At 65.5% G+C, this 21863-nt stretch carries 19 protein-coding genes; 6 read left to right on the top strand and 13 right to left on the bottom strand.

The window, feature by feature from the left end; translation table 11 throughout:
• Positions 1-63: 63 nt before the first annotated feature.
• From G6N47_RS12575 to G6N47_RS12565, 3 genes are all read left to right on the top strand, one after another.
• A complete protein-coding gene (locus G6N47_RS12575; protein WP_083131368.1) occupies positions 64-1431 on the top strand; it encodes a WS/DGAT/MGAT family O-acyltransferase in 1368 nt (455 codons plus the stop codon).
• 67 nt (positions 1432-1498) lie between these two features.
• On the top strand, positions 1499-1741 hold the full coding sequence (locus G6N47_RS12570; RefSeq protein ID WP_083131367.1) for a ribbon-helix-helix protein, CopG family: 243 nt from the start codon (positions 1499-1501) through the stop codon (positions 1739-1741).
• Positions 1742-1746: 5 nt separating this feature from the next.
• Positions 1747-2172, top strand: a complete 426-nt coding sequence (locus G6N47_RS12565) for a type II toxin-antitoxin system VapC family toxin (RefSeq protein ID WP_232080196.1) — start codon at positions 1747-1749, stop codon at positions 2170-2172.
• Between the two features lie 1196 nt (positions 2173-3368).
• Here the strand turns inward: G6N47_RS12565 and G6N47_RS12560 are convergent.
• The 12 genes from G6N47_RS12560 to G6N47_RS12505 form a co-directional block, all read right to left on the bottom strand.
• Positions 3369-4043 (bottom strand): Crp/Fnr family transcriptional regulator, encoded by a 675-nt coding sequence (locus G6N47_RS12560; protein ID WP_083131365.1) that lies wholly within the window; start codon positions 4041-4043, stop codon positions 3369-3371.
• Between the two features lie 337 nt (positions 4044-4380).
• The gene (locus G6N47_RS12555; RefSeq protein WP_083131364.1) at positions 4381-6645 is read right to left on the bottom strand and encodes an NADP-dependent isocitrate dehydrogenase; all 2265 of its coding nucleotides are present in this window, start codon (positions 6643-6645) and stop codon (positions 4381-4383) included.
• Between the two features lie 94 nt (positions 6646-6739).
• A complete protein-coding gene (locus G6N47_RS12550; protein WP_011726465.1) occupies positions 6740-8599 on the bottom strand; it encodes a phosphoenolpyruvate carboxykinase (GTP) in 1860 nt (619 codons plus the stop codon).
• Positions 8596-9552 carry a hypothetical protein gene (locus tag G6N47_RS12545; protein ID WP_024636872.1) on the bottom strand — a complete coding sequence of 319 codons (957 nt, stop codon included), beginning with the start codon at positions 9550-9552 and terminating at the stop codon, positions 8596-8598. The genes G6N47_RS12550 and G6N47_RS12545 overlap by 4 nt, the downstream gene beginning before the upstream one ends.
• A 97-nt stretch (positions 9553-9649) precedes the next feature.
• On the bottom strand, positions 9650-10009 hold the full coding sequence (locus G6N47_RS12540) for an ArsR/SmtB family transcription factor (protein ID WP_024636871.1): 360 nt from the start codon (positions 10007-10009) through the stop codon (positions 9650-9652).
• A gap of 88 nt (positions 10010-10097) precedes the next feature.
• Positions 10098-11576: a hydrogenase large subunit gene (locus tag G6N47_RS12535; protein ID WP_011726468.1), complete on the bottom strand. Its 1479-nt coding sequence runs from the start codon at positions 11574-11576 to the stop codon at positions 10098-10100.
• Complete coding sequence (locus G6N47_RS12530) at positions 11573-13042, bottom strand: proton-conducting transporter transmembrane domain-containing protein (protein WP_011726469.1); 1470 nt, start codon at positions 13040-13042, stop codon at positions 11573-11575. The genes G6N47_RS12535 and G6N47_RS12530 overlap by 4 nt, the downstream gene beginning before the upstream one ends.
• On the bottom strand, positions 13042-13704 hold the full coding sequence (locus G6N47_RS12525) for a hypothetical protein (protein WP_011726470.1): 663 nt from the start codon (positions 13702-13704) through the stop codon (positions 13042-13044). Before G6N47_RS12525 ends, G6N47_RS12530 begins: the two co-directional genes overlap by 1 nt.
• A gap of 12 nt (positions 13705-13716) precedes the next feature.
• Positions 13717-14667, bottom strand: a complete 951-nt coding sequence (locus G6N47_RS12520) for a respiratory chain complex I subunit 1 family protein (RefSeq protein ID WP_024636870.1) — start codon at positions 14665-14667, stop codon at positions 13717-13719.
• Between the two features lie 5 nt (positions 14668-14672).
• Complete coding sequence (locus G6N47_RS12515; protein ID WP_024636869.1) at positions 14673-16649, bottom strand: proton-conducting transporter transmembrane domain-containing protein; 1977 nt, start codon at positions 16647-16649, stop codon at positions 14673-14675.
• Positions 16646-17125 (bottom strand): NADH-quinone oxidoreductase subunit B family protein, encoded by a 480-nt coding sequence (locus G6N47_RS12510; protein ID WP_024636868.1) that lies wholly within the window; start codon positions 17123-17125, stop codon positions 16646-16648. The genes G6N47_RS12515 and G6N47_RS12510 overlap by 4 nt, the downstream gene beginning before the upstream one ends.
• A 4-nt stretch (positions 17126-17129) precedes the next feature.
• Positions 17130-17477, bottom strand: a complete 348-nt coding sequence (locus tag G6N47_RS12505) for a lsr2/espR transcriptional regulator (protein ID WP_139799453.1) — start codon at positions 17475-17477, stop codon at positions 17130-17132.
• Positions 17478-17804: 327 nt separating this feature from the next.
• Here G6N47_RS12505 and G6N47_RS12500 point away from each other — a divergent pair, with 327 nt between their 5' ends.
• The gene (locus G6N47_RS12500) at positions 17805-18665 is read left to right on the top strand and encodes a hypothetical protein (RefSeq protein WP_139799445.1); all 861 of its coding nucleotides are present in this window, start codon (positions 17805-17807) and stop codon (positions 18663-18665) included.
• 87 nt (positions 18666-18752) lie between these two features.
• Positions 18753-19916, top strand: coding sequence for a steroid 3-ketoacyl-CoA thiolase (locus G6N47_RS12495; protein ID WP_083131361.1), 1164 nt, complete (start codon positions 18753-18755; stop codon positions 19914-19916).
• A 113-nt stretch (positions 19917-20029) separates the two neighbouring features.
• Here G6N47_RS12495 and G6N47_RS12490 read toward each other — a convergent pair whose 3' ends face one another.
• The gene (locus G6N47_RS12490; RefSeq protein ID WP_083131360.1) at positions 20030-21181 is read right to left on the bottom strand and encodes an acetyl-CoA C-acetyltransferase; all 1152 of its coding nucleotides are present in this window, start codon (positions 21179-21181) and stop codon (positions 20030-20032) included.
• A 288-nt stretch (positions 21182-21469) separates the two neighbouring features.
• On the opposite strand from G6N47_RS12490, the gene G6N47_RS12485 reads away from it, so the two are divergent.
• Complete coding sequence (locus tag G6N47_RS12485; RefSeq protein ID WP_024637498.1) at positions 21470-21862, top strand: DUF5313 domain-containing protein; 393 nt, start codon at positions 21470-21472, stop codon at positions 21860-21862.
• The last annotated feature ends 1 nt before the right edge of the window (position 21863 follow it).

Here is a 21863-nt window from a genome sequence, read left to right as displayed (position 1 = left end):
TTCACAGAAATTTCGGCGTCGAGGGGTAGTGGTGCGGCGGCGACGCTCCTACCATGCTTCTGCATGGAGAGGCTGAGCGGTCTCGACGCCAGTTTCTTGTACACCGAAACACACACCCAGCCGCTGAATGTGTGTTCGGTCGTGGAGCTGGACACGTCCACGACCCCCGGCGGTTACACCTTCGATCGGCTCCGCGACGGGTTGGAGCAGTGGATCAAGGCGCTGCCGGAGCTACGGGCCAAGCTGGCAGACAGCCGGTTCAATCTGGATCACCCGGTGTGGGCAGACGACACCGACTTCGACATCGAGCGGCATCTGAAACGCATCCGCTTGCCCGCGCAAGCCGGGCGACACGAACTGGCCGAAATCTGCGGTCGCATCGCCGGCGAGCCCCTGGACCGCCGCAGACCGCTGTGGGAAATGTGGGTGATCGAGGACGATACCGACGGCCAGTTGGCGGCGGTGACCAAGGCCCACCACGCCGCGGTGGACGGGATTCTGGCCGCCAACCTGTTCGCCCGGCTGTGCAGCAGCGAGCCTGAGGCTCCGCCACCCGACCCGGTGGACGGCCTGGGCCGGCCGAGCCGGCTCGAGATCGCGGCCGACGGGCTGCTGAACGTCGCCACCCGGCCGCTGCGCCTTGCCGGCGTCCTGTCGACGACCGCCACATCAGTTGTGACAACGCTGCGTCGCGCCCGCGCAGGACAGACCATGGCTGCACCGTTCGCGGCACCGAAATGCCGATTCAACGCTGCCATTACCAGCGAGCGGGCCGTCGCCTTCACACAGTTGAAGCTCGCCGACGTCAAGGCGGTGAAGAACCGCTTTGGTGTCAAGGTCAACGACGTCGTCATGGCACTGTGCGCCGGTGCTCTGCGGCGGCTGCTGGCCGAGCATGGCGAGCTGCCGAAGCGTTCGCTGGTCGCGATGGTGCCGGTGTCGGTGCACGGCCGATCCAACCGGTCGGGGCGCAACCAGGTGTCCGGAATGTTTTGCCGTCTGCTGACCCAAATCGAAGATCCCGTCGAACGGTTGCGGGGCATCACCCACGCCACCGCAATCGCCAAAGACCACAGCGCGGCGATCGGCCCGACCCTGCTGCAGGACTGGACACACTTGGCCAACCAGCCTCTGTTCAACGCCGCGTCGCGCCTTTACCCCAAGACCGGACTCGCCAACTTTCCGGTGTACAACCTGATCATCTCGAACGTGCCCGGCCCACAAGCGCCGCTGTATTTCCTTGGCGCACAACTCAAAGCCATGTATCCGCTGGGTCCGATATTTCACAGCTGCGGGCTCAACATCACCGTCATGTCGCTTGACGGCACGCTCAACGTGGGCATTCTCGCCTGCCCGCGATTGATACCCGATGTGTGGAAATTGGCCGACAACTTCCCGGTTGAGCTCGCCGCGCTGCTGCGCGCACCCTGACCGAATGACGTTGCTGGCCGCAACTCTCGCAGCCGTCTGAATGTTATGGCACTGGTACCATAACCTTATGGCGCTCAAGAAGACGACAGTAATGGTCGACGAGAACGATCTCGCGGTGATCAAGGAGGCCGCCGCACGTGAAGGACGGCCCGAATCGGAATACTTTCGCGACGCCTTTCACCTCGCCGCGCTGAGGGCTCGTCGCTGGCCCGAGGATTGGGACATTCCTGCGCTCGATTATGGACATCCGGTGTCCGCTGACGAGATCCACCAAGTGGTCGCCGATGCTGCCGGAGACAGCGCGGGGTGATCATCGTGGGCGACACCTCCGGGCTGGTGGCCGCGTTCAACTCCGCTGACCCGGAACACATGGCGGCGCGAACGGCTCTGACCGAGGCCGCCCTGACCGTCATCTCCCCGTTGGTTTTCCTCGAGATCGAGCACATCACCACCCGAAATGTCGGTCGGCGGGAAGCGCTCGCGATCAACGATTGGCTGCTCGCCCAGGAGCAGATCGGCCGCATTGCCATCCCCGCCGTTTCGGCGCCCACACTGCGCACCGCGCGAAGAATCCAAAACCGTTACGACGCTTTGCGTCTCGACCTCACCGACGCTGTCTCTGTCGTGGTGGCCGAACAGTACGAAACCGACACGGTGCTCACACTCGACCGTCGGGATTTTCGCGCTGTCGCTCCCCTGACCGGCGCTCAGGCATTCCGAATCCTGCCCGACGACAGGTAGCGGTCGCCTCTAACGACGACGTTCACAAGGCGTCGACGGCCACGTATCGTGCGGGTCGCGCTCTGCCCGCTAAACTCACATCCGCCATACCCGACGATCAGCTGAACCGCCGGAAACGGCACCAGGACGTCGAGAACACCGTCGAAATCCATCCGCAGCCCGGACGGCCAGGTTTCAGTCAGGTATTCACAAGACGTCCTCCGCCCTCGGGGACCTGAAGAAAACTCGCCGATGCCTGGTCACCGGCGGTGAGCTCTTAGGGCTGAGAACGTGATTGTGCCGATTTGGGAACGTGATGAAGCTAGGTTGCCGCGATGGGGCGGCCGTTGGTTCGAATAACTAAGCGCCTACCGCAAATAGAAGAGTAGGAGAGCGCGGCAGCCGCCTAGCTGTTGCCCGCCGGAAGCCTGTCGCCGGCGTGATCGCTGTCTGTACCATTCGAACATGCCCGACACCGCTCCCAAGCGCACGACCGTCGACGGGGCGCATCAGGCGGGTTCCGATGTGGTTCGAGGCTGGGTCGTCGCCAGCCCCGGGGTGGATGACATCGTCGGCAGACCCCTCGAGTCCGCACCGGTTTCGGCTACGACCGCGAGTACGCCGACCGCGCCGCCCATACATTCGCGGGCAATGGCAGCGTGGCAGCGACGCCGCCGCTACGTTGTACGTCGCGCTTCGGCCAAGTATTTGTGATTATCGAAGCGGGTCGCGTCGAGTGAAGACCTGGGCTATTCAGGTGTGTCATCGACGACAGTTTGTGCGGCCGTGAAACTTATGCGAATCAGCGGGACGAGGCGAGACCTGTTGGAAGGGACCGTCGCTGACTTGCAGTAGTTAGTCTGAGCGTAACGGGCGCGATCGCGACGGCTAGCTCAGAGGTCGCACGTTCGAATGCTGTCCCTCGCGTCTAGGCAAACGGCCCTCGAAGATGTCACCGCGGCCGTTTCATGCCTAACTGGAACACTTTTGGGAACCTTCGCAATGCTAGGCGATTTGCCGGGAGAAGTCTGGCGAGGCAGGCGTTGGCGCCCGTCTGGGAATTCAGCCGTTAGTGGTGTTCTCCGCTGATCGGACTCATCGACGGTGGTCAGGATGACGCAGTGATTACACGCCGCAAAGCCCATGTGCTGCAACGGGCCCGCCGCACACGCCCTATCGTCGAGCTCCACCGACCGGGAGTGCAGGTGGCGGGATCACTAACTCGCCAGGCGTGCGAGGTGTTCGGAGTCCACGATGAGTACGCTCTTGTACGCCAACCGGATCCAGCCGCGTTGCGCGAAGTCGGCCAGCGCCCTGCCCACGCTCTGCCGCGACGACCCGACCAGCTGGGCGATCTCGTCTTGGGTTAGGCCGTGGGTGACACGCAGCGCGCCGCCTTCCTGGCTGCCGAACTGCTGCGCGAGTTGCAGCAGCTGCTTGGCAACCCGGCCGGGAACGTCGGTGAAGAACAGGTCGGCCAGATCGTTGTTGTTGCGCTGAAGCCGGCGGGCCAGTACGCGCAGCAGCTGTTCGGCGATTTCGGGACGATCAGTCATCCAGGCGCGCAGCGCGCCGCGGTCCATCGATACCGCGCGGACCTCGCTGATCGTGGTCGCCCTGGTCGTGCGCGGGCCGGGGTTGAAGATCGACAGCTCACCGACCATGTCCGACGGGCCCGCGACCGTCAACAGACTCTCCCGACCGTCCGCCGAGCGGCGGCCGACCTTAACCTTGCCTGAAACGATGATGTAGAGCCGGTCGGCGGGCTCGTGTTCGGCGAAGACTGTGTACCCGCGCGGAAAGTGGACGTGCTGCAACTGCTCGGTCAGTAAAGATTCGGCGCCGGGTTCGACTCCCCGAAAGATCGCAGACCTGGTCAGAATTTCGTCCACGTCGCTCCCCGGACAACTCTGTGTGGGAATCACTACGCCGCCGCAACCAGCAGCCGGCTATCCGGCGCTAACATCGCGGTGGTCGCCACCGACGTCGCTTCGCAAGCCAGAGACGAACGCAAAAGCACTGCCAGAGTGAACATTACGTTCTCTTCGTAACTTAGGGTAATCACGAGATCTTCAGAGACCGACCCGTCACCGTGTGCGCGGGAGCCAATTCGGTGCCCGACTACATGTCGGTTAGTTTCGCGTGCAACGGGATGGGCGAGTTTTCGGGCGAAGCCGCGTGACGATCGGGGGGCGCTCACCGGAGACTGGACTCCCTCCGAAGTGCCGCTCACTGGACGAGCTTCGCTCGGCCGGCGTCAGCCCTGTGCGTTACCAGCGCGTCATTGAGTGTCTTGCTCGGTCGCATCACCGCCGTGAGCTTCTCGTCGTCTGGTCGGTAATAGCCGCCGATGTCGACGGATTCGCCTTGTGCCTTGGCGAGTTCGGCGATGATCGTATCCTCGTGGTTGCGCAGCTCGTCGGCCAGCGCGGCGAAGTGCTTGCGCAACTCTTCGTCGTCGTGCTGCGCGGCGAGTTCCTGGGCCCAGTACAGCGCCAGGTAGAACTGGCTGCCGCGGTTGTCGAGTTCACCGGTCTTGCGTGACGGGCTCTTGTTGTTGTCCAGCAGTTTTCCCGTCGCAGCATCCAGTGATTTGGCTAGAATCGTGGCTCGCTTATTACCGGTCTTGATGCCGGTGTCTTCGAAACACGCTCCCAGCGCCAGGTATTCGCCGAGTGAATCCCACCGCAGGTGGTTCTCTTCGACGAGTTGGTGGACATGCTTGGGCGCCGAACCGCCCGCTCCGGTCTCATACATGCCGCCGCCGGCCATCAGCGGCACGATGGACAGCATCTTGGCGCTGGTGCCCAGCTCTAGGATCGGGAACAGGTCAGTGAGGTAGTCACGCAGGATGTTTCCGGTGGCGGCGATGGTGTCTTGCCCGCGCATGGCGCGTTCGATGGTGTGCCGCATGGCGCGTTCCTGCGACATGGTCTGAATGTCGAGGCCCTCGGTGTCCTGGTCGGCGAGGTAGGTGTTTACCTTTTTGCGCAGTTCGTTTTCGTGCGGACGTTCCTGGTCCAGCCAGAACACCACCGGCATGCCCGAATTACGCGCCCGGTCGACGGCCAGCTTGACCCAGTCGCGGATCGGGTCGTCCCGCACAATGGGCATGCGCCAGATGTCGCCGGTTTCGACGTCTTGCGTCAGCAACACCTCCCCGGTATCGACGTCGACGATGTTTGCCACGCCGTCCTCGGGGATTTCGAACGTCTTGTCGTGCGAGCCGTATTCCTCGGCCTGCTGTGCCATCAGGCCGACGTTGGGCACGGTGCCCATCGTGGTCGGGTCGAATTGTCCGTGCGTCTTGCAGAAGTTGATGATCTCTTGATAGATGCGCGAGAAGGTGGACTCGGGGCTTACCGCCTTGGTGTCCTTGGTCCGTCCGTCGGCGCCGTACATTTTGCCGCCCAGCCGGATCATCGCCGGCATCGACGCGTCCACGATCACGTCGCTGGGTGAGTGAAAGTTGGTGATGCCCTTGGCCGAATCGACCATCGCCAGCTCGGGCCGGTGCTCGTGGCAGGCGTGCAGATCGCGGACAATCTCGTCATGCAGTGACGCGGGCAACGTCTCGATCTTGCTGTAGAGATCGACCAGTCCGTTGTTGACGTTGACGCCCAGTTCGTCGAACAACTCCTGGTGCTTGGCGAAGGCGTCCTTGTAGAAGATCTTCACCGCATGTCCGAAGACAATGGGGTGGCTGACCTTCATCATCGTCGCCTTGACGTGCAGCGAGAACATCACACCAGTTTCGTAGGCGTCCTGCATCTGCGCCTCGTAGAACTCGCACAACGCCTTCTTGCTCATGAACATGCTGTCGATGACGTCGCCGTCCCGCAGCGACACCTTCGGCTTGAGCACGATCGTCTTGCCGCCCTTGGTCTTCAGCTCCATCTTCACGTCGCGCGCACGGTCCAACGTCATCGACTTTTCGCCGTGGTAGAAGTCGCCGTGCTTCATGGTCGCCACATGGGTCCGCGAGGCCATCGACCACTCGCCCATGCTGTGCGGGTGCTTGCGCGCGTACTGCTTGACCGGTTTGGGTGCGCGACGGTCGGAGTTGCCTTCGCGCAGAACCGGGTTCACCGCGCTGCCCAGACATCTGGCGTAGCGCTGTGTGATCTCTTTCTCCTCGTCAGTCTTCGGATCTCCGGGGTAGTTCGGCAGGTCAAACCCCTTGGCTTGCAGTTCTTTGATAGCGGCCAACAGCTGCGGCACTGAGGCGCTGACGTTAGGCAGTTTGATGATGTTGGTATCCGGCAGCTGCGTCAGCTCGGCCAGCTCGGCCAGGTTGTTGGGCACGCGCTGGTCTTCGGTCAAGTGGTCGGGGAACTCGGCGAGAATGCGTGCCGCCAACGAGATGTCACTGGTCTTGACGTTGATGCCGGCCGCCGCGGCGAAGGTTTGTACTACCGGCAGCAAGGCGTACGTCGCAAGCAACGGCGCCTCATCGGTCAGGGTGTAGATGATGGTAGGCGGCTTTGCGCTCATTACCTGTGTTCTCCCGGTGTCTTTCGTATGCCCGCGACCTCGAGGTCGGAAAGCTCGCGCTGGAGGTCGCTGATGGCGCTCACGGCGTCTCTCCTTATCGAGTGTGGTTGCCGGCGTCGTGTCGTGTGGCGGCGAGGCGCTGTCTGAGGTTGCCTAGTTCTTGGCGCAAGACGTCGGGAAGTTTGTTGCCACCGATGCTGGCGTACCACGTATCGATCCATTCGATCTCGGTTTCCCACTCGGTCGGGTTGACCTCAAGCGCGGCAAGGATTTTCGCGTCGTCGTATGCGGAGCGGTCCATGCCGTCGAGGTCGAGGTCCTCGAGGGCGGGTACGTCACCGATTGGCGTTCTGATGGCGTCGACGCTGCCTTCGATGCGTTGCAGCGCCCATTTGAGGACGCGGGAGTTGTCGCCGAAGCCCGGCCATAGGAACGTGCCGTCATCGCCGCGCCGAAACCAGTTGACGTAGAAGATCTTCGGCAATAGGTCCGGGTTGGTGTTCGCGCCGATGTCGAGCCAGTGCTGAAAATAGTCGCCGACGTGATAGCCGATGAAGGGCAGCATGGCCATTGGGTCGCGGCGCACCACCCCGACCGTGCCGGTGGCGGCGGCGGTGGTTTCCGAGGACAGGGTCGAGGCCAAAAACACCCCGTGCTGCCAGTCGAACGCCTGGCTGACCAGCGGGATGGCGCCGGCGCGGCGGCCGCCGAAGAAGATCGCCGAGATCGGCACGCCCGCAGGGTCGTTCCATTCGGGGGCGGCGGTGGGGCATTGGGCGATAGGCGTGCAGTAGCGGGAATTAGGGTGCGCGGCGGGTGCGTCGCAGTCGGGGGTCCAGTCGCGGCGCTTCCAGTCGATGAGGTGCGCGGGGGTGTCGGGGGTCATGCCTTCCCACCACACGTCGCCGTCGTCGGTGAGCGCGACGTTGGTGAATATCGAGTTGCCTCGTCTGATGGTGGCCATCGCGTGCGGATTGGTGTGTGCGCCGGTGCCGGGGGCCACGCCGAAGAATCCGGCCTCGGGATTGACGGCGTACAGGCGACCGTCGTCGCCGAATCGCATCCAGGCGATGTCGTCGCCGACGGTCTCAGCTTTCCACCCCTGAAGTGTCGGGGACAGCATGGCCAGGTTCGTCTTGCCACATGAGGAGGGGAAGGCGGCGGCGATGTAGTGCACCTGCTGCTCGGGGGAAGTGAGTTTGAGGATCAGCATGTGCTCGGCGAGCCAGCCCTCGTCGCGGGCCATCTTCGAGGCGATGCGCAGCGAGTAGCACTTCTTGCCTAGCAGGGCATTGCCGCCATAGCCGGAGCCATAGCTCCAGATCGTGCGTTCTTCGGGGAAATGAGAGATGTACTTGGTGTGGTCGCATGGCCACGGCACGTCGGCCTGCCCCGGGTGCAGGGGTGCGCCGACCGAGTGGAGGCATCGGACCACGTCGGCGTCGCTATCGAGTTTCTTCCAGACGGGTGTTCCGGAGCGGGTCATGATCTGCATGGACACCGCGACGTATTCGGAGTCGGTGATCTGGACTCCGAATTTGGGTTCGGCGGCATCCAGCGGTCCCATGCAGAACGCGATGACGTACATGGTGCGACCGGCCATCGCGCCGCGATACTCCTCGGTCATCACGGTTTTCATGTCGACGGGGTCCATCCAGTTGTTCGTGGGCCCGGCGTCAGAGGGCTGCTGCGAGCAGATGAAGGTGCGGTCCTCCACGCGGGCAACGTCCTCGGGGTCTGACGTGCACCAGAAGGAGTTGGGCTTTTTCGTGAGCGCGACGAAGGTGCCTTTGTCGACGAGAAGTGTGGTCAGCCTGCGCCATTCGTCGTCCGAGCCGTCGCACCACACCACCTCATCAGGGGTGGTCAGGTCGGCCACCGTCTGGACCCAGTCGATGATGGCGGTAGCGGTGATCGGTGCGGTGTCCAGGCCGGTGATGGTGGCGATGGTCATGATGGTTGTCCTCCGGACGTCGATGTTGGGGGCTTGGTTACGGGATGGGTGCTAGCGGTGTCGGGACGGCAGTGGTGGGGATGCTCGGCCAGCGTCCGGGCCACTTCCCTGGCCACCGCGGGTACCAGTAACGGTTCGGTCAGTGCGGGCAGGATCTGGTCGGGCGGGGCGATCAGTGCCAGCGCCCGGGCGCACGCGGCGAGTACGTCGATCGTCAAGCGCGCGGTGTGGTGCCTGCACAGGGCGCTGAGCAGGCCGGGCAGTACGAGTGCGCCGTAGTCGAACCGTTCGCGCGGCAGCCTCAGCGTGCGCCCGGGTGCGCAGTTGTCGGGCGCAATTCCGGCCAGGTCGATCAGGATGTCGTGGTGCGCCATGAGGCCGCAGAGTGGATAGGCCTGCGCGTCACTCTCGTTCCAGCTGGTGAAGGTGCCGCCGCCGGCGGCGCGCAGCAGCGGCCCGAGCCGCGGCAGGGCCTCGGCACCGGTCACCACGATTCGGCCGCGTCGCGGCGCGACAACGCGACGACGCAGGGTCATGATCGCCGCGCCCCCGAGGGCTGCGGTGATCACATCGAGTTCAGTGATGACCAGCGGGCCCTTGAGGCTGGCCACCCGTAGCTGCACGCTCGCCGATTCCGATGGCCCCGTCCCCACGACGAACACGGCCGACACGTGCGACGGCAAACCCGCAATGCGTGCCGCCACGGTGTCGGCGCCTGCGCGAGCCAAGGGCAGGCACCCGGCGCGGATCGGTGTGCGGTCGCGAACCAGAGCTGCGTAGTCTTCCATCGCCGTCCACGCGAGCCGGTCCGTATCTCGGGCGCAGGGGCGTGGCGCATGGCTTCGTGTCCGGGGCGGGGCCACGCCGATGACGCCCACGTCGATGCCGGTGACATCCGGGCCGGTCTCGACCCCCGCGCCGCCAGCCCTTTCAGTGGGGTTGTTTGTTTTCACTGGCGTTCCGTTCTCGCACAACCGACTCTGTAAGATGTGCACGTTAGAAAATCTGCAAGTAGTGGGGAGCAGGCGGGGTACCCCACCTGTCGCTAGTTCAGCCTGTTGGCTCGGCCAGCAGGGATTCGGGGATTTCTTCGAGGGTTTCGGCCTGGCCGGCGACGACTCCGGTGAGGATGGTCCTGGCGACCACCAGCAGCTCGGCGACTTGCGGTGAGGTCAGCGCATAGCGCACTGACAAGCCCTCTCGGCGGGCAGTCACCAGGCCGGCGCGACGCAGAATGGACAGCTGCTGAGACAGGTTGGCCGGCTCGACACCGACTTCGGGCAGCATCTCGGAGACCGCGTATTCGCGGCTACTGAGCAGCTCGAGGACCCGGATGCGGGCCGGATGACCCAGCGTTTTGAAGAACTCCGCCTTCATCCGGTACAGCGGCTGGCGCGAGTCCGCCAAGATGGCCTCCCCTCCCGACTGACAATCGACACTGTGTTAGTTATTTGCGAATTTTAGCAAATTACTACGGCAGATGGAATGGCGTCGGTGTTCACAGATCGTTGCCGGCGTAGGACAGGTTGAAACTCTTGTTGGTCAGCGGGAAGTCGGGGACGATCGTGTCGGCCATGGCGACTGGAAGCGCCGGCCAGTTGAACCAGGACGGGTCGACGATCTTGGCGCGGGTGATGCGGCAATCGGCGGCGATCTCGACGCGGTGCACGATGGTGCCGCGCCAGCCTTCGACGATGCCGACACCGCTGCGCGGGCCGCCCACCACGGGAGTCGGTGTGTGGTAGTCGAGGGTGCCGGTGTGGGATTCGGCCAGGTAGGTGGCCAACGTGGTGGAGGCGGCGAATTCGTCGCGCCGGACCGTGTAGCGGGCCAGGACGTCGCCGGCCGACTGGGTGATCTCGGTGACGGGCAGCGCGACGCTGGGATGCTCGACTCGGGCGTCGGTGCGGATGCCGCTAGCGCGGGCGACGTATCCCAGGCAGCCCATGGCGCAGGCGTCGTCGGCGGGCAGGATGGCGGTGCCGGCGAAGCGGTCGTAGATGACACTGTTTCCCAGCGTCAGCTCGGCGACCTCGGCAAGGTCGGCCGCGATGGACCGCAACTGCCTCGCGTCGGGAAGCGCATGCAGCGTGACGCCGCCCGGTCGGATGGCCCCGCGTAGCAGCCGGTGCCCGGTGACGGCGGCGTTGATGCGGAGTAGTTCTTCGCGGATCCGCAGGGCGTGTGCGTTGGCCAGGGCGAATCCGACGTCATTGGCAAGGGCGCCCAGATCGGCGGCATGGTTGTAGAGCCGTTCGAGTTCGATCAGCAGGGCCCGCAGCCGGTGCACATTGTTGGGGACCACTATCCCAAGGGCGTCTTCGACGGCGAGACTGTGCGCGAGAGCGTGTGCGGCGGAAGTGTCGCCGCTGACCCGTTCGGCGAGATCGACCGCGCCGCTTGCGATGCGGCCGTGGAAGAGTTGTTCGAGGCCGCGGTGCACGAACCACAACCGGGCCTTGAGGCGCAACACGGTTTCACCGACGACGGAGAACCGGAAGTGGCCGGGTTCGATCAGCCCGGCATGCACCGGGCCGACCGGGATCTCATACACCCCGGTGCCGTCGACGGTGACGAACGGGAAGTGACCGGTCGCCGTGAATTCGGGTGCCGGGCCCGCGTCGGCCCGCATCGGATACCAGGCTTCGGGCCAGTGCGCGTGGCGCACCAGGCGGCGCGGCCGGGGATGCCCGATCGGGCTGATGCCGTACAGGTCGAGCATTTCGCGTTCGAAGCGGCCAGCCGGAAACGACAAATATGCAAGCGACGGTAGCGACGGATCATCAACGGGCAGAACGCATTCGAGCTCGACGCGGCGGTCAGGGCGCCCGGCGAGGAATAGATAGACGACCCGCAACCGGTCCGCATCGTCGTGCGCTGCGACCAGTGCCAGCCGGAAACCGTTGGTCGTGAGTTCTTCGGCCCTGTCTCGCAGTTCGTCGGACGACACCGGCTGCCGCGACCATTCCGGCGTCATCGCAGCGCCCCGAGCTGGCCTGCGGCGGTGCTGAACAGGTCGGTCAACGGGCCCGCGGTGACACCGAGGACGATCGAGGCGGCGACGCCGACGAGCAGGGCCGCGGTGACGGTGGTGGGCGCGGTGATGGGGGGCGCCGCGGCGGCCGCAGGGCCGAGCAGCATGCGGCTCGCGTTGCGCACCAGCGCGGCGAAGGCGATGGCGATCAGCAGCATCGCGGCGCCAAGGACCCAAGCCAACCGGGCATCGGCCAGTGCGTGGGCCAGGGCCAGCTCGCTGGCGAACATCGCGAACGGTGGCAAGCCCAGCAGGACGATCAGCCCGACGGCGAACGACCCGCCGATCAGGTGTGAGCGTTGCACGACGCCGGTGATGTCGGCGATGGCGGTGGAGCCGTGCGCGGCCTGAAGTTGTCCGCCGGCCAAAAACAGCACCGTCTTGCCGACGCCGTGTGCCAGGACGTGCAGCAACAGCGCGGCGATCGCCAGCGTGGTCCCGGCCGCCGCGGCGATGGCGATCAAACCCATATTTTCCATCGAGGAGTAGGCCAGCATCCGCTTCACATCGCCGGTCACCGTCAGCATGAGCGCAGCGACAAACAGCGTGACCAACCCGACCGTGAGCAGCCCGGCGCGCAGAAATGTGGGACCGGCGGCTGCGCCGACGATCGGAGTGATGCGGATCAAAACCGACATCGCCACCGACAGCAACACCCCGCTCATCAGCGCCGACACCGGGGCCGGCGCCTGGCTGTGCGCATCGGCCAGCCAGGTGTGAAAGGGAGCCAGCCCGGCCTTGGCGCCGTAGCCGATGAGCAGCAGACCGCCGGCGAGCCTGCTGACCGCCGGATCGAGGGTGTGTGCGTGTGCGCCAAGAACGTCGAGATTCAGTGCGAGCGCCGCCGACGCGCCGGCGTGGCGCGCGGCGAAGTACAGCAGCACGGTGCCCAGGAAGGCGATCGCGATGCCGACCGAGCAGATGATGACGTATTTCCAGGTCGCTTCGAGCGCGGTGCGGGTGCGTCGGTGACCGACCAGGAACGCGGTGATGACCGTGGTGGCCTCGATGGCCACCCAGATCACGCCGATGTTGTTGGCGCACACCGCCACGACCATCGCGGCGAGGAACGCTGGTGTCAGGGCCCCGTACAGCCTGGCTCCGCCGGCGTCGGTGTGGCCGTCGGCGCATTCGGCGTCGATGTAGCCGATGCTGGCCCAGGTGGCCAGCGTGCCGACAATCCCGATGACGATGAGCATGGTGACGCAGAGGGCATCGACCCGCAGCAGGCCCCCCAGCACGAAGTACTGCTGTGACCCGACGGTGAAGGAGAGCGCCGCACCGCAGCCGAGCACCGTGGCCGCCGAGAGCACGGTCACAGTGCTGGTGAGGCGGCGCCACCCGAGTGCCGCCGCGGCGCCCGCCGCGGCCAGCGGCGCGAGGATGGCGGCTAGTAGCAGTGCTGTCATCAGTCGCGCAGCTCCTGTAGTTGGTCGAGATCGGCGCCACCGAAGGCGCGTCGCAGCCGCCCGGTGAGCACTCCGATGACGATCACCGCGAACAGCACGTCCAGCGACGCACCGAGTTCGACGATCAGCGGTACACCGGCGGTCAGCAGAAACGCGGTCGCGGCGATCCCGTTGTCCAGCATCAGAAATCCGGCCGCCTGCGACACGGCGTGCCGGCGGGTCGTCATGACGAACAGGGCGATGAGAACCACCCCGAACGCGGCCGGGACCGCGTTCGTGGTGGCGCTGGGTTCCAGGTTCGCTATCGGCTGGCTCACCGCGAACGCGACAACGGTCAGCGCCGCGGCGATCAGCAGCGAGGTGGCCGTGTTGACCAGCGGTGTCGCGTCGCGCTGGTCGCGTTGCTCGGCGCCCACAGCACGGGCCAGCAGCCGCGGCAACACCACGGCGCGCAGCACGAGTACCGCGCCGCCTACGACAATCAACGCGGCGTCGGCTTCGTGCACACCGCGAACCAGCGGGATCGCGGCAAGCGCAACACCTTGCCAGGCGAGAAGCCCAACGATGGCCCGAAGGTCGCGCCGCCACACGATCAGCACCGCCGCCAGCACCAAACCGCCCGCGGCGAAATCGATCAGGATCGCAAAGTCCGCGTCACTCATTGCTGTCCCCCTTTAGGCCCGCGCGGTGAAGAAGTTCGCGGCCGTCACCGCGAGCAGGGCAAGCAGAAACGACCCGGCGAGCAGCTCGGGCACCCGGAACAGCCGCAGCTTGGCGATGAACACCTCGGCGCCGGCCAGCGCCACCGCCAGCACGGTCACCTTGGCGGTGATCGCCGCAAGCCCGATCGCGACGTCAACGGCGCTCGGATGCCCGCCGGCGATCCCCCAGGGCAGGAACAGATTGGCCAGCAACGCCAACAGCACGGTGAGCCGCATCCCCGATGCCCATTCGACCAGCGCCAGGCGCGGACCGGCATATTCGAGGACCATCGCCTCGTGCACCATCGTCAACTCCAGGTGCGTGGCCGGGTTGTCGACGGGTAGCCGGCCGGTCTCGGCGACGATCACGATCACCAGCGCGACGAACGCCAGCAAACCGGTCAGCGACACCACCTGCCCGGGATGATCGATGGTGTTGGTCACCAGCGCACCCAGATTCGCCGAGCCGGCGGGAATCGACAAGGCGAACACGGCGAGCAGGATCGTCGGCTCAACCAATGCGGCGATGGTGATCTCGCGGCTGGCACCCATGCCGCCGAACGAGGTGCCGGTGTCGATGCCGGCGAGCGTCAACGCGACGGTGCCCAGAAACAACAGGCCGACGACGGCGAACAGGTCGGCGGCAGCATCCAGCGGGGACCCCGTCGCCACGATGGGTGCAATCGCGACGATGAGCAACGTCGTCCCGGCGACGATCGCCGGCGCGGCAGCGAATACGACCGTGGTGCCCTGCGGGCTGATCTGCTGTTTGCCGAGCTGCTTGCGCAGATCGCGCCAGGGTTGCAGCACACCACCGCCGCCGCGGCCCTCCAGCCGTGCCCGCACTTGACGCATCGCGCCGATCACCAGGGGCGCGCCGGCCATCACCGCGAGGATCTGCGCGGCGCCCGCCACGTAGGACATCACATTCACCGGGCCACCACCAGCACGATCAGCACGCCAAGCATGCCGTAGGCGAGATAGAGGTGCACGCTGCCGGTGTGGGCGCGCCGGACCAGCTGAGCGGCCGCGGCCACCGCCCCGATAACCGGGGCGTAGAGCCGTTCCTCGATCGCGTCGGCGATCCGGGTCCGGTAGGTGACAGCCTCGGCCAGGTAGCGCGACTCGGTGAGGTGGGTGATCTCGATGTCGGTGTCCGGGCGCAGCACGTCATCGAACACGCGTTGCAGCGGTTCGGCGAACGACGTGGCGGTGTACTGCATCCGTGGGGTGAGTTCGTCGGCGCCACAGGCCCACAGCGGCAGCGTCACTGGATCCGAGCGCCGCCGCGACCGCCAACACGCCAGGCCGACCGCGGCCAGCACGGCGGCAGCCAGAGCCGCGGCGATCGCGCCCGGCGCGATCGAGCCGTGCAGGCCCGGCAGCCGCAGAACCGCGCCGAAATCAGTGAACGCCACTGCGCGGGAAGCGGGCAGCTCGGTGAGTACCCGCCCCAACATGGACCCGACGACCAGAGGCGCCACCGCCACCACGACGCAACCGGTCGCCGCGAGCGCCATTCCCGCCACCATGACCGCAGGTACTTCACGCGCGTCGGCAGCCGGCTGCGAGCGCGGGCGGGCCAGAAACCCGATACCGAATGCTTTCACCATCGCCGCCACACCGAGTCCTGTGGTGAGCGCGACCGCCCCGACCGCCAGCGGCGCCGCCAACGCCACGACCGTGTTGTGCTGCGGCGCGGCATGAATCAACGACTGCACCAGCAGCCACTCGCTGACAAACCCCGCACCCAGCGGCAACCCGGACGCGCCGAGCGCGGCCACCCCGAACAGCGCCGTCGTCGCCGGCATCCGCCGCGCCAACCCCCCGAGCAAGTCCAGATCCCGCAGCCCGGTCGCGGCCAGCACCGATCCCGCCGCGAGGAACCCCAGGCTCTTGAACGCCGCGTGCCCGATCAGGTGCAGCAGTGCCGCAGCCATCGCGATCGTCGCCGCCGAATGGGCGCCCGAATCCGCCAACAGCGTCGCCGCCCCCAGCGCGAGAGTAATCAGCCCCATGTTCTCGGTGGTCGAATACGCAAGCAGCCGTTTGAGATCCGTCGCCACCGACGCCTGCAGCACCCCGTACACCGCGGACACGCCTCCCACGACCAGCAGCGTGATGGCCCACCAGCGCGGACCCGGGCCGAGCAGCTGCAGATCGAACCGGACGATGCCGTAGACGCCCAGGTTGACCATCGCCGCGCTCATCAACGCCGATACCGGACTCGGCGCCTCCGGGTGCGCCCGCGGCAGCCAGGCATGCAACGGCACCAGACCCGCCTTGGACCCGAAGCCGGCCATCGTCAGCACGAACACCACGGTCCGGGCACCATCGCTCACCCGCGTCAAGTCCGCAAAGCGGTCGGCGCCGCCGGCAGCCGACAACACCATCAACCCGATCAGGATCGCGACGAACCCGAGCTGGGTCATCACCGCATAAAACAAGCCCGCCGAACGAACCTCGGGCCGAGTGTGCTGCGCCAGCACCAGTACCAGCGACGCAGTCGCCATCAACTCCCACGCCAACAGAAACGTCGTGACCGAGCCGGCGGCGGGCACCAACATCATCGCCGCGACGAACAACGGCAACATCGCCAACGAAACCCGGCCCAGATGCTCACGCCGTGCATAGCCGATCGAATAGAAGCCGACCGGAACCGCGACCCCGCCGATCAACGCCATGAAGAACCCGCCGACCGGATCGAGGTCCAGCTGCAACCCGGACAACGGAAGCAGCCATCCGACATGCACCGTTTGCCGCACGCCGAATACCGCCGCGATCCCGCACACCGCACCGCCGATTCCGAGGCCCGACGAGGTAAGGCCGGCGAGACGCGAAGCGATGACATTGCGGCGCAACGTGTTCGGCGCCTCTATCGGAGCGGCCGTGAGTGTGGCCGTCATTTCCCCGTTACCGAGCGCAGAGCGTCCACGATCTGCGCAGGCGTCGGCGGGCAACCGGCGACCTCGACATCGACAGGCACGATCTCACCGACCGCGCCGACCACACCATATGCATCCGTGAACACGCCGCGGTTGAGGGCGCAGTCACCACAGGCGATCACCACGCGCGGCTGAGGTGTCGCCGCGAGCGTATTACGCAGCGGCTCAACCATATTGCGGGTCACCACCCCGGTCACCAACAACGCATCGGCATGCCGGGGGGAGGCGACCAGCCGCGCCCCGAACCGTTCCGCGTCATATACCGGCCCGAACGCGCCGGATATCTCGACCTCACAGCCGTTGCACGAGCCGGCATCGACATGACGAACCTGCAGCGAACCTTCAACTCCCGCAGGCGGTTCCATTGCCGAAGCCGGCATACTACGAGCCCGCTCGACAACGCGGCCGACGCGCACGATCTTACTGATCCATCCCATACCGCTAGCGTCCAACCGCCGAGTCGCCGGCGCGCAGATCCTCCAGCACCGCGACCCGGTCGCTGAGCATCCCGGTCAACACCTTGCGCCCGACCGCCAGCAACTCCGCGATGTCGGGCGACGCGATCGAATAAATCACCGAGTTACCGTCCTTGCTCGCGACGACCACACCCGCCCTTCGCAGCACGCCCAGCTGCTGAGACAGATTCGACGACTCCAACCTCACCTCGGGCAACAGTTCACCCACCGACCGGTCCCGCACCGACAGCAACTCCAGGATCCTGATCCGTGCCGGATGCCCCAGAGTCTTAAAAAACTCTGCTTTGAGCTCGTACAACGGCTCCGACATCACGCATCTCCCGACGAGTTCGATTTCCACCGGTCAGCTTAGTTTAAGAAAGTATCAGATAGTAAACACACTACAAAGCAATATCTGTAATTGCTGAGATTCGTAAATAGCGGCCTCGATCGGCGGGGCGTGGCCGTCGGGCCGATAGCAAACACCACCGACTGGCGACAGCTGATCGCGCGCTACTCGTCGCGAAGCGCGAGGCCCTGCGTGCGCGCCGACTAGAGGGCCCTGCCCCGCCGGTGAGCTTGATTTCCTCGGCACGAAGAGTACGCAGGCAATCGCTCGATTGCGGTTCTATGCAATTAAGCATCTTGTTAGACTGGCGCGATGGATGAGATGGCCTGGGAAAGCGCCGATGACGCCTCATCCCTCGGAACGTGGAGTCGCCGGCGTCTCAGCCCGCCGCTGGTGGGGATCGTCGGGGTCTCACGTCACGCACCCAGCAGCGGACCAGCCCGGTTGAGGCGGTTGTCCACGCTTGACCGTTACGTGCGACTGATCAACGACGCAACCCTTCTGCGTGCGGTCGCCCTGGAATTGGCCGGCACACCACCTGTGGTCGCGACCCAGCTGAGCGGTCAGCTCAGTTCGTTGTCGGCTGCCTTCGTCATCGGATTGGATGCGCCGGACGCCGCCGAAGTTAGCGACCAGGTAGCGCAAGCGGGCGGCCCTCTAATCGTTTCGTTTACCGATGCCGTGACCACTGTTCACGCGGCGGCAGTTCTCGCTGCCTTGGAGCCGTTAGTGGTGGTTCACCGCGCGCGCGTTGCGCTAGCGGACGCGAGCGCGTGCCCGCTGTTGGGACCTATCCTGGTGGGAAGTGGAGTCCCCGAACTGACCTTTTGGCACACCCGCGATGCATCGGCCTACCCGTATCGGCGATTGTGCGCCGAACACGACGTGGTGATCAACCCGGACCCCAGCGCATCGTTGCTGGAATTCGGCGATGTCAAACTTCGACTGCCCGACCCCAGCGACCTGGCGGCCTTCGTCGTACCGGGGCTATTCGGCGCGCTGTGTGGACACGGGATTGCCGTCTCGGGCGTTGAGCACTTCGTGGCCGCAGCGCGCGGCATCGCAGCGGTGACCCCGATGTGGGAAACGTTGCCCGGCGCCGATAAGCCACTGCTGTCGATCGGAGCCATTGCCCGCCATGTCGACGCCGCGGTCAACCGCCCACACCGGTAGTGCCATCGACGCCCGCGAGATTCTCACGAGTTCTACCGATCCGGGTAACAAGAACAGGTCTAGTAATGAACTCGCGGAGGGATTGGCATGGGTACACCAGTAATCGTTGAGGCGGTTCGCACGCCTATCGGCAAGCGGGGCGGATGGCTGTCGGGAATGCACGCGGCCGAGATCCTCGGCGCCGCACAGACCGCGCTGATCGAGCGCGCACATATCGATCCGGCCCTCGTCGAGCAGGTTATCGGTGGCTGCGTCACCCAGGCCGGCGCCCAGTCCAACAACATCACCCGCACCGCCTGGTTGGCCGCCGGGCTGCCATGGCACGTCGGCGCCACCACGATCGACTGCCAATGCGGGTCCGCCCAGCAAGCCAACCACCTCATCGCCGGTCTGATCGCCACCGGCGCCATCGACATCGGCATCGCGTGCGGCGTCGAGGCGATGAGCCAGGTTCCGCTGGGTGCCAACGTCGGCGTCGCAGCTGGTCCACGTCGCCCGGAGTCCTGGGACATCGACCTGCCGGACCAATTCGAGGCTGCCGAGCGTATTGCCAAGCGACGCAACCTGACTCGCAGCGATATCGAGATACTCGGCGTGCGTTCCCAGGCCCTGGCCAAACGGGCGTGGGAGCAGGGTCATTTCGAACGCGAGGTCGTCCCAGTGAAGGCTCCCGTCCTCGACGAGGAAGGCCACGCAACCGGTAAAACGCAGGTAGTTTCCCGCGATCAAGGTCTGCGTGACACCACAGACGGATCTCTGGCGAAGCTCAAGCCAATTATCGAGGGTGGCATCCACACCGCAGGCACCTCATCACAAATCTCCGATGGCGCCGCGGCGGTGTTGCTGATGGACGCCTATCGTGCCCGACCGCTGGGCTTGCGGCCGCGCGCCCGGATCGTTGGCCAGGTCCTCGTGGGCGCCGAGCCCCACTTCCATCTCGACGGCCCAGTGCAGGCCACCACCCGAGTGCTGGAGAAGGCCGGCATGAAGATCGGCGACCTGGACCTGTTCGAGGTCAACGAGGCCTTCGCCTCGGTCGTGCTGTCGTGGGCGCAGGTGCACCAGCCCGACCTAGAAAAGGTCAACGTCAACGGCGGCGCGATCGCCCTCGGGCATCCAGTCGGCAGTACAGGCTCGCGACTGATCGCCACGGCCCTACACGAGCTCGAGCGGCGCGACCTATCCACCGCGCTGATCACCATGTGTAACGGCGGCGCACTCGCCACCGGCACCATCATCGAACGAATGTAGACCGGGTGTGGTGTCGCGTTCGAAGACCGGCCACAGGCTGAATCGACGGGTCGATGGCACGGCATTTCGTTGCATCAAAGTCCGCTCCGCCGCGGTGACGCGATGGCGCAGCGTCAATATAGGCGCTCGATGATGGTGACGTTGGCGGTGCCGCCGCCCTCGCAGATGGTCTGCAGGCCGTAGCGTCCGCCGGTGCGTTCGAGTTCGTTGAGCAGCGTCGCGAACAGCTTGGTGCCTGTCGCGCCGAGCGGGTGACCCAGCGCGATGGCGCCGCCATTGCGGTTGACCGTGGCTGGGTCGGCGCCGGTCTCTTTTATCCAAGACAGCACGACTGGTGCGAAGGCCTCGTTGATCTCCACCACGTCGATTTCGGCCATGGTCAGACCGGTCTTTTCCAGCGCATATTCGGTCGCCGGGATCGGCGCGCTGAGCATCAAGATCGGGTCCGCGCCGCGGGCGCTGAGGTGGTGTATCCGGGCGCGGGGCTGGAGGCCGTGCTCCGCGACCGCGGACTCGGACGCGACGAGGGTCGCGCTGGCGCCGTCGCAGATCTGGCTGGCGAGGGCCGCCGTCAGTCGACCACCCTCCATCAGGCAGGGCAGGCCCGCCATCTTCTCCAGGCTGGTCTCCCGCGGACCCTCGTCCACGCTGAATGTGCCGACGGGCACGATCTCGTTGTCGAATCGGCCCTCGGCGATCGCCTTGCTGGCGCGCTCGTGACTTTGCAGGGCCCAGCGCTCCATCTCCTCGCGGCTGATGTCCCATTTCTCGGCGATGAGCTCGGCGCCGCGGAACTGCGACACCTCCTGGTCGCTGTAGCGGTGCTCCCAGCCGGTCGAGCCCTTGAATGGGGTTTCGAACCCGAACTGTTGGCCGACGGTCATCGCGGAGGCGATCGGTATCATGCTCATGTTCTGAACGCCGCCGGCCACGATCAGCTCGGCGGTGCCGCTCATGACTGCTTGCGCGGCGAAGTGCAATGCCTGTTGGCTCGACCCGCACTGGCGGTCGACGGTGACGCCGGGCACCTGCTCCGGGAAGCCGGCCGCGAGCCACGCGGTGCGCGCGATGTTCCCGGCCTGCGGGCCGATCGCGTCGACACAGCCGAAAATGACATCGTCGATCGACGCCGGGTCCACGTGACTGCGCTCCAGCACCTGCGCGATGACCCCCGCGCCAAGATCAGCGGGGTGCACCCCGCAGAGCGAGCCGCCCTTCTTGCCGACTGCGGTACGCACGGCTTCCACGATGTAGGCCTCTGACATTGAATCCCTTCTGCATCGACCGAAACCTTCCTCGCCCGCCATCTGCACCGCAGGAGCCGCGCAAGTCCGGCGGGACGCAGGAAGCCCCGACTTCAGCCAAGCAAATGCTTGGTTGACAGTAGCACCCGCGGATCTCCCCTCAACATCGCAGCAACGGCGCCAACCCGGGTCCATAGGAGCGGCTATATTTGCCATTGCTAATATTCGCAATTAGGCGACTGACCGTCGAAGGGGTGATCTTCGATATTCGGTCCCGTCCGCAAACGGCACACCGCGCCAGGAGTTCCGATGAACAACGATTCGCAACGCCATCGACCGACCGCCTACCAATACATTGCCTACTCCTACGGGCGGGTCCTGCCCTCCTCGATGCGCGATTGGGTACACAACGACCTCGCCGGCAGAGGAGCCACCGCACGAACGATGATCCGAGTCATCATCCCGGCCTTTCTGGTGCTCTCCCCGTTTTGGCTGATCCCGACAACCCTGTACGTCCACGCCAGCATGACCCTGCCCATTTTCCTCCCGTTCATCCTTTTCTCCCACGCCCTCAACAAAGTTTGGCGCCGGCACCGACTCGCCCAGCACGGACTCGACCCCGACCTCGTCGACGAGCGGGCCCGTAAGCGCGATGCTCACATTCATCGCGCTTACATCGAGCGCTACGGCCCCCGGCTCTAGC

Source organism: Mycobacterium branderi (assembly GCF_010728725.1).
GTDB lineage: Bacteria > Actinomycetota > Actinomycetes > Mycobacteriales > Mycobacteriaceae > Mycobacterium > Mycobacterium branderi.
The sequence above is the reverse complement of the archived record's forward strand: the minus strand, read 5'-3'. Positions and strand labels throughout refer to the sequence as shown.

Coding starts and splice junctions, on each gene's coding strand:
- G6N47_RS12485 (WP_024637498.1), top strand. CDS start 21,470: ATGAACAACGATTCGCAACGCCATCGACCGACCGCCTACCAATACATT.
- G6N47_RS12520 (WP_024636870.1), bottom strand. CDS start 14,667: ATGTCCTACGTGGCGGGCGCCGCGCAGATCCTCGCGGTGATGGCCGGC.
- G6N47_RS12555 (WP_083131364.1), bottom strand. CDS start 6,645: ATGAGCGCAAAGCCGCCTACCATCATCTACACCCTGACCGATGAGGCG.
- G6N47_RS12500 (WP_139799445.1), top strand. CDS start 17,805: ATGGATGAGATGGCCTGGGAAAGCGCCGATGACGCCTCATCCCTCGGA.
- G6N47_RS12515 (WP_024636869.1), bottom strand. CDS start 16,649: ATGACGGCCACACTCACGGCCGCTCCGATAGAGGCGCCGAACACGTTG.
- G6N47_RS12510 (WP_024636868.1), bottom strand. CDS start 17,125: ATGGGATGGATCAGTAAGATCGTGCGCGTCGGCCGCGTTGTCGAGCGG.
- G6N47_RS12490 (WP_083131360.1), bottom strand. CDS start 21,181: ATGTCAGAGGCCTACATCGTGGAAGCCGTGCGTACCGCAGTCGGCAAG.
- G6N47_RS12550 (WP_011726465.1), bottom strand. CDS start 8,599: ATGACCATCGCCACCATCACCGGCCTGGACACCGCACCGATCACCGCT.
- G6N47_RS12530 (WP_011726469.1), bottom strand. CDS start 13,042: ATGACAGCACTGCTACTAGCCGCCATCCTCGCGCCGCTGGCCGCGGCG.
- G6N47_RS12570 (WP_083131367.1), top strand. CDS start 1,499: ATGGCGCTCAAGAAGACGACAGTAATGGTCGACGAGAACGATCTCGCG.
- G6N47_RS12535 (WP_011726468.1), bottom strand. CDS start 11,576: ATGACGCCGGAATGGTCGCGGCAGCCGGTGTCGTCCGACGAACTGCGA.
- G6N47_RS12525 (WP_011726470.1), bottom strand. CDS start 13,704: ATGAGTGACGCGGACTTTGCGATCCTGATCGATTTCGCCGCGGGCGGT.
- G6N47_RS12495 (WP_083131361.1), top strand. CDS start 18,753: ATGGGTACACCAGTAATCGTTGAGGCGGTTCGCACGCCTATCGGCAAG.
- G6N47_RS12575 (WP_083131368.1), top strand. CDS start 64: ATGGAGAGGCTGAGCGGTCTCGACGCCAGTTTCTTGTACACCGAAACA.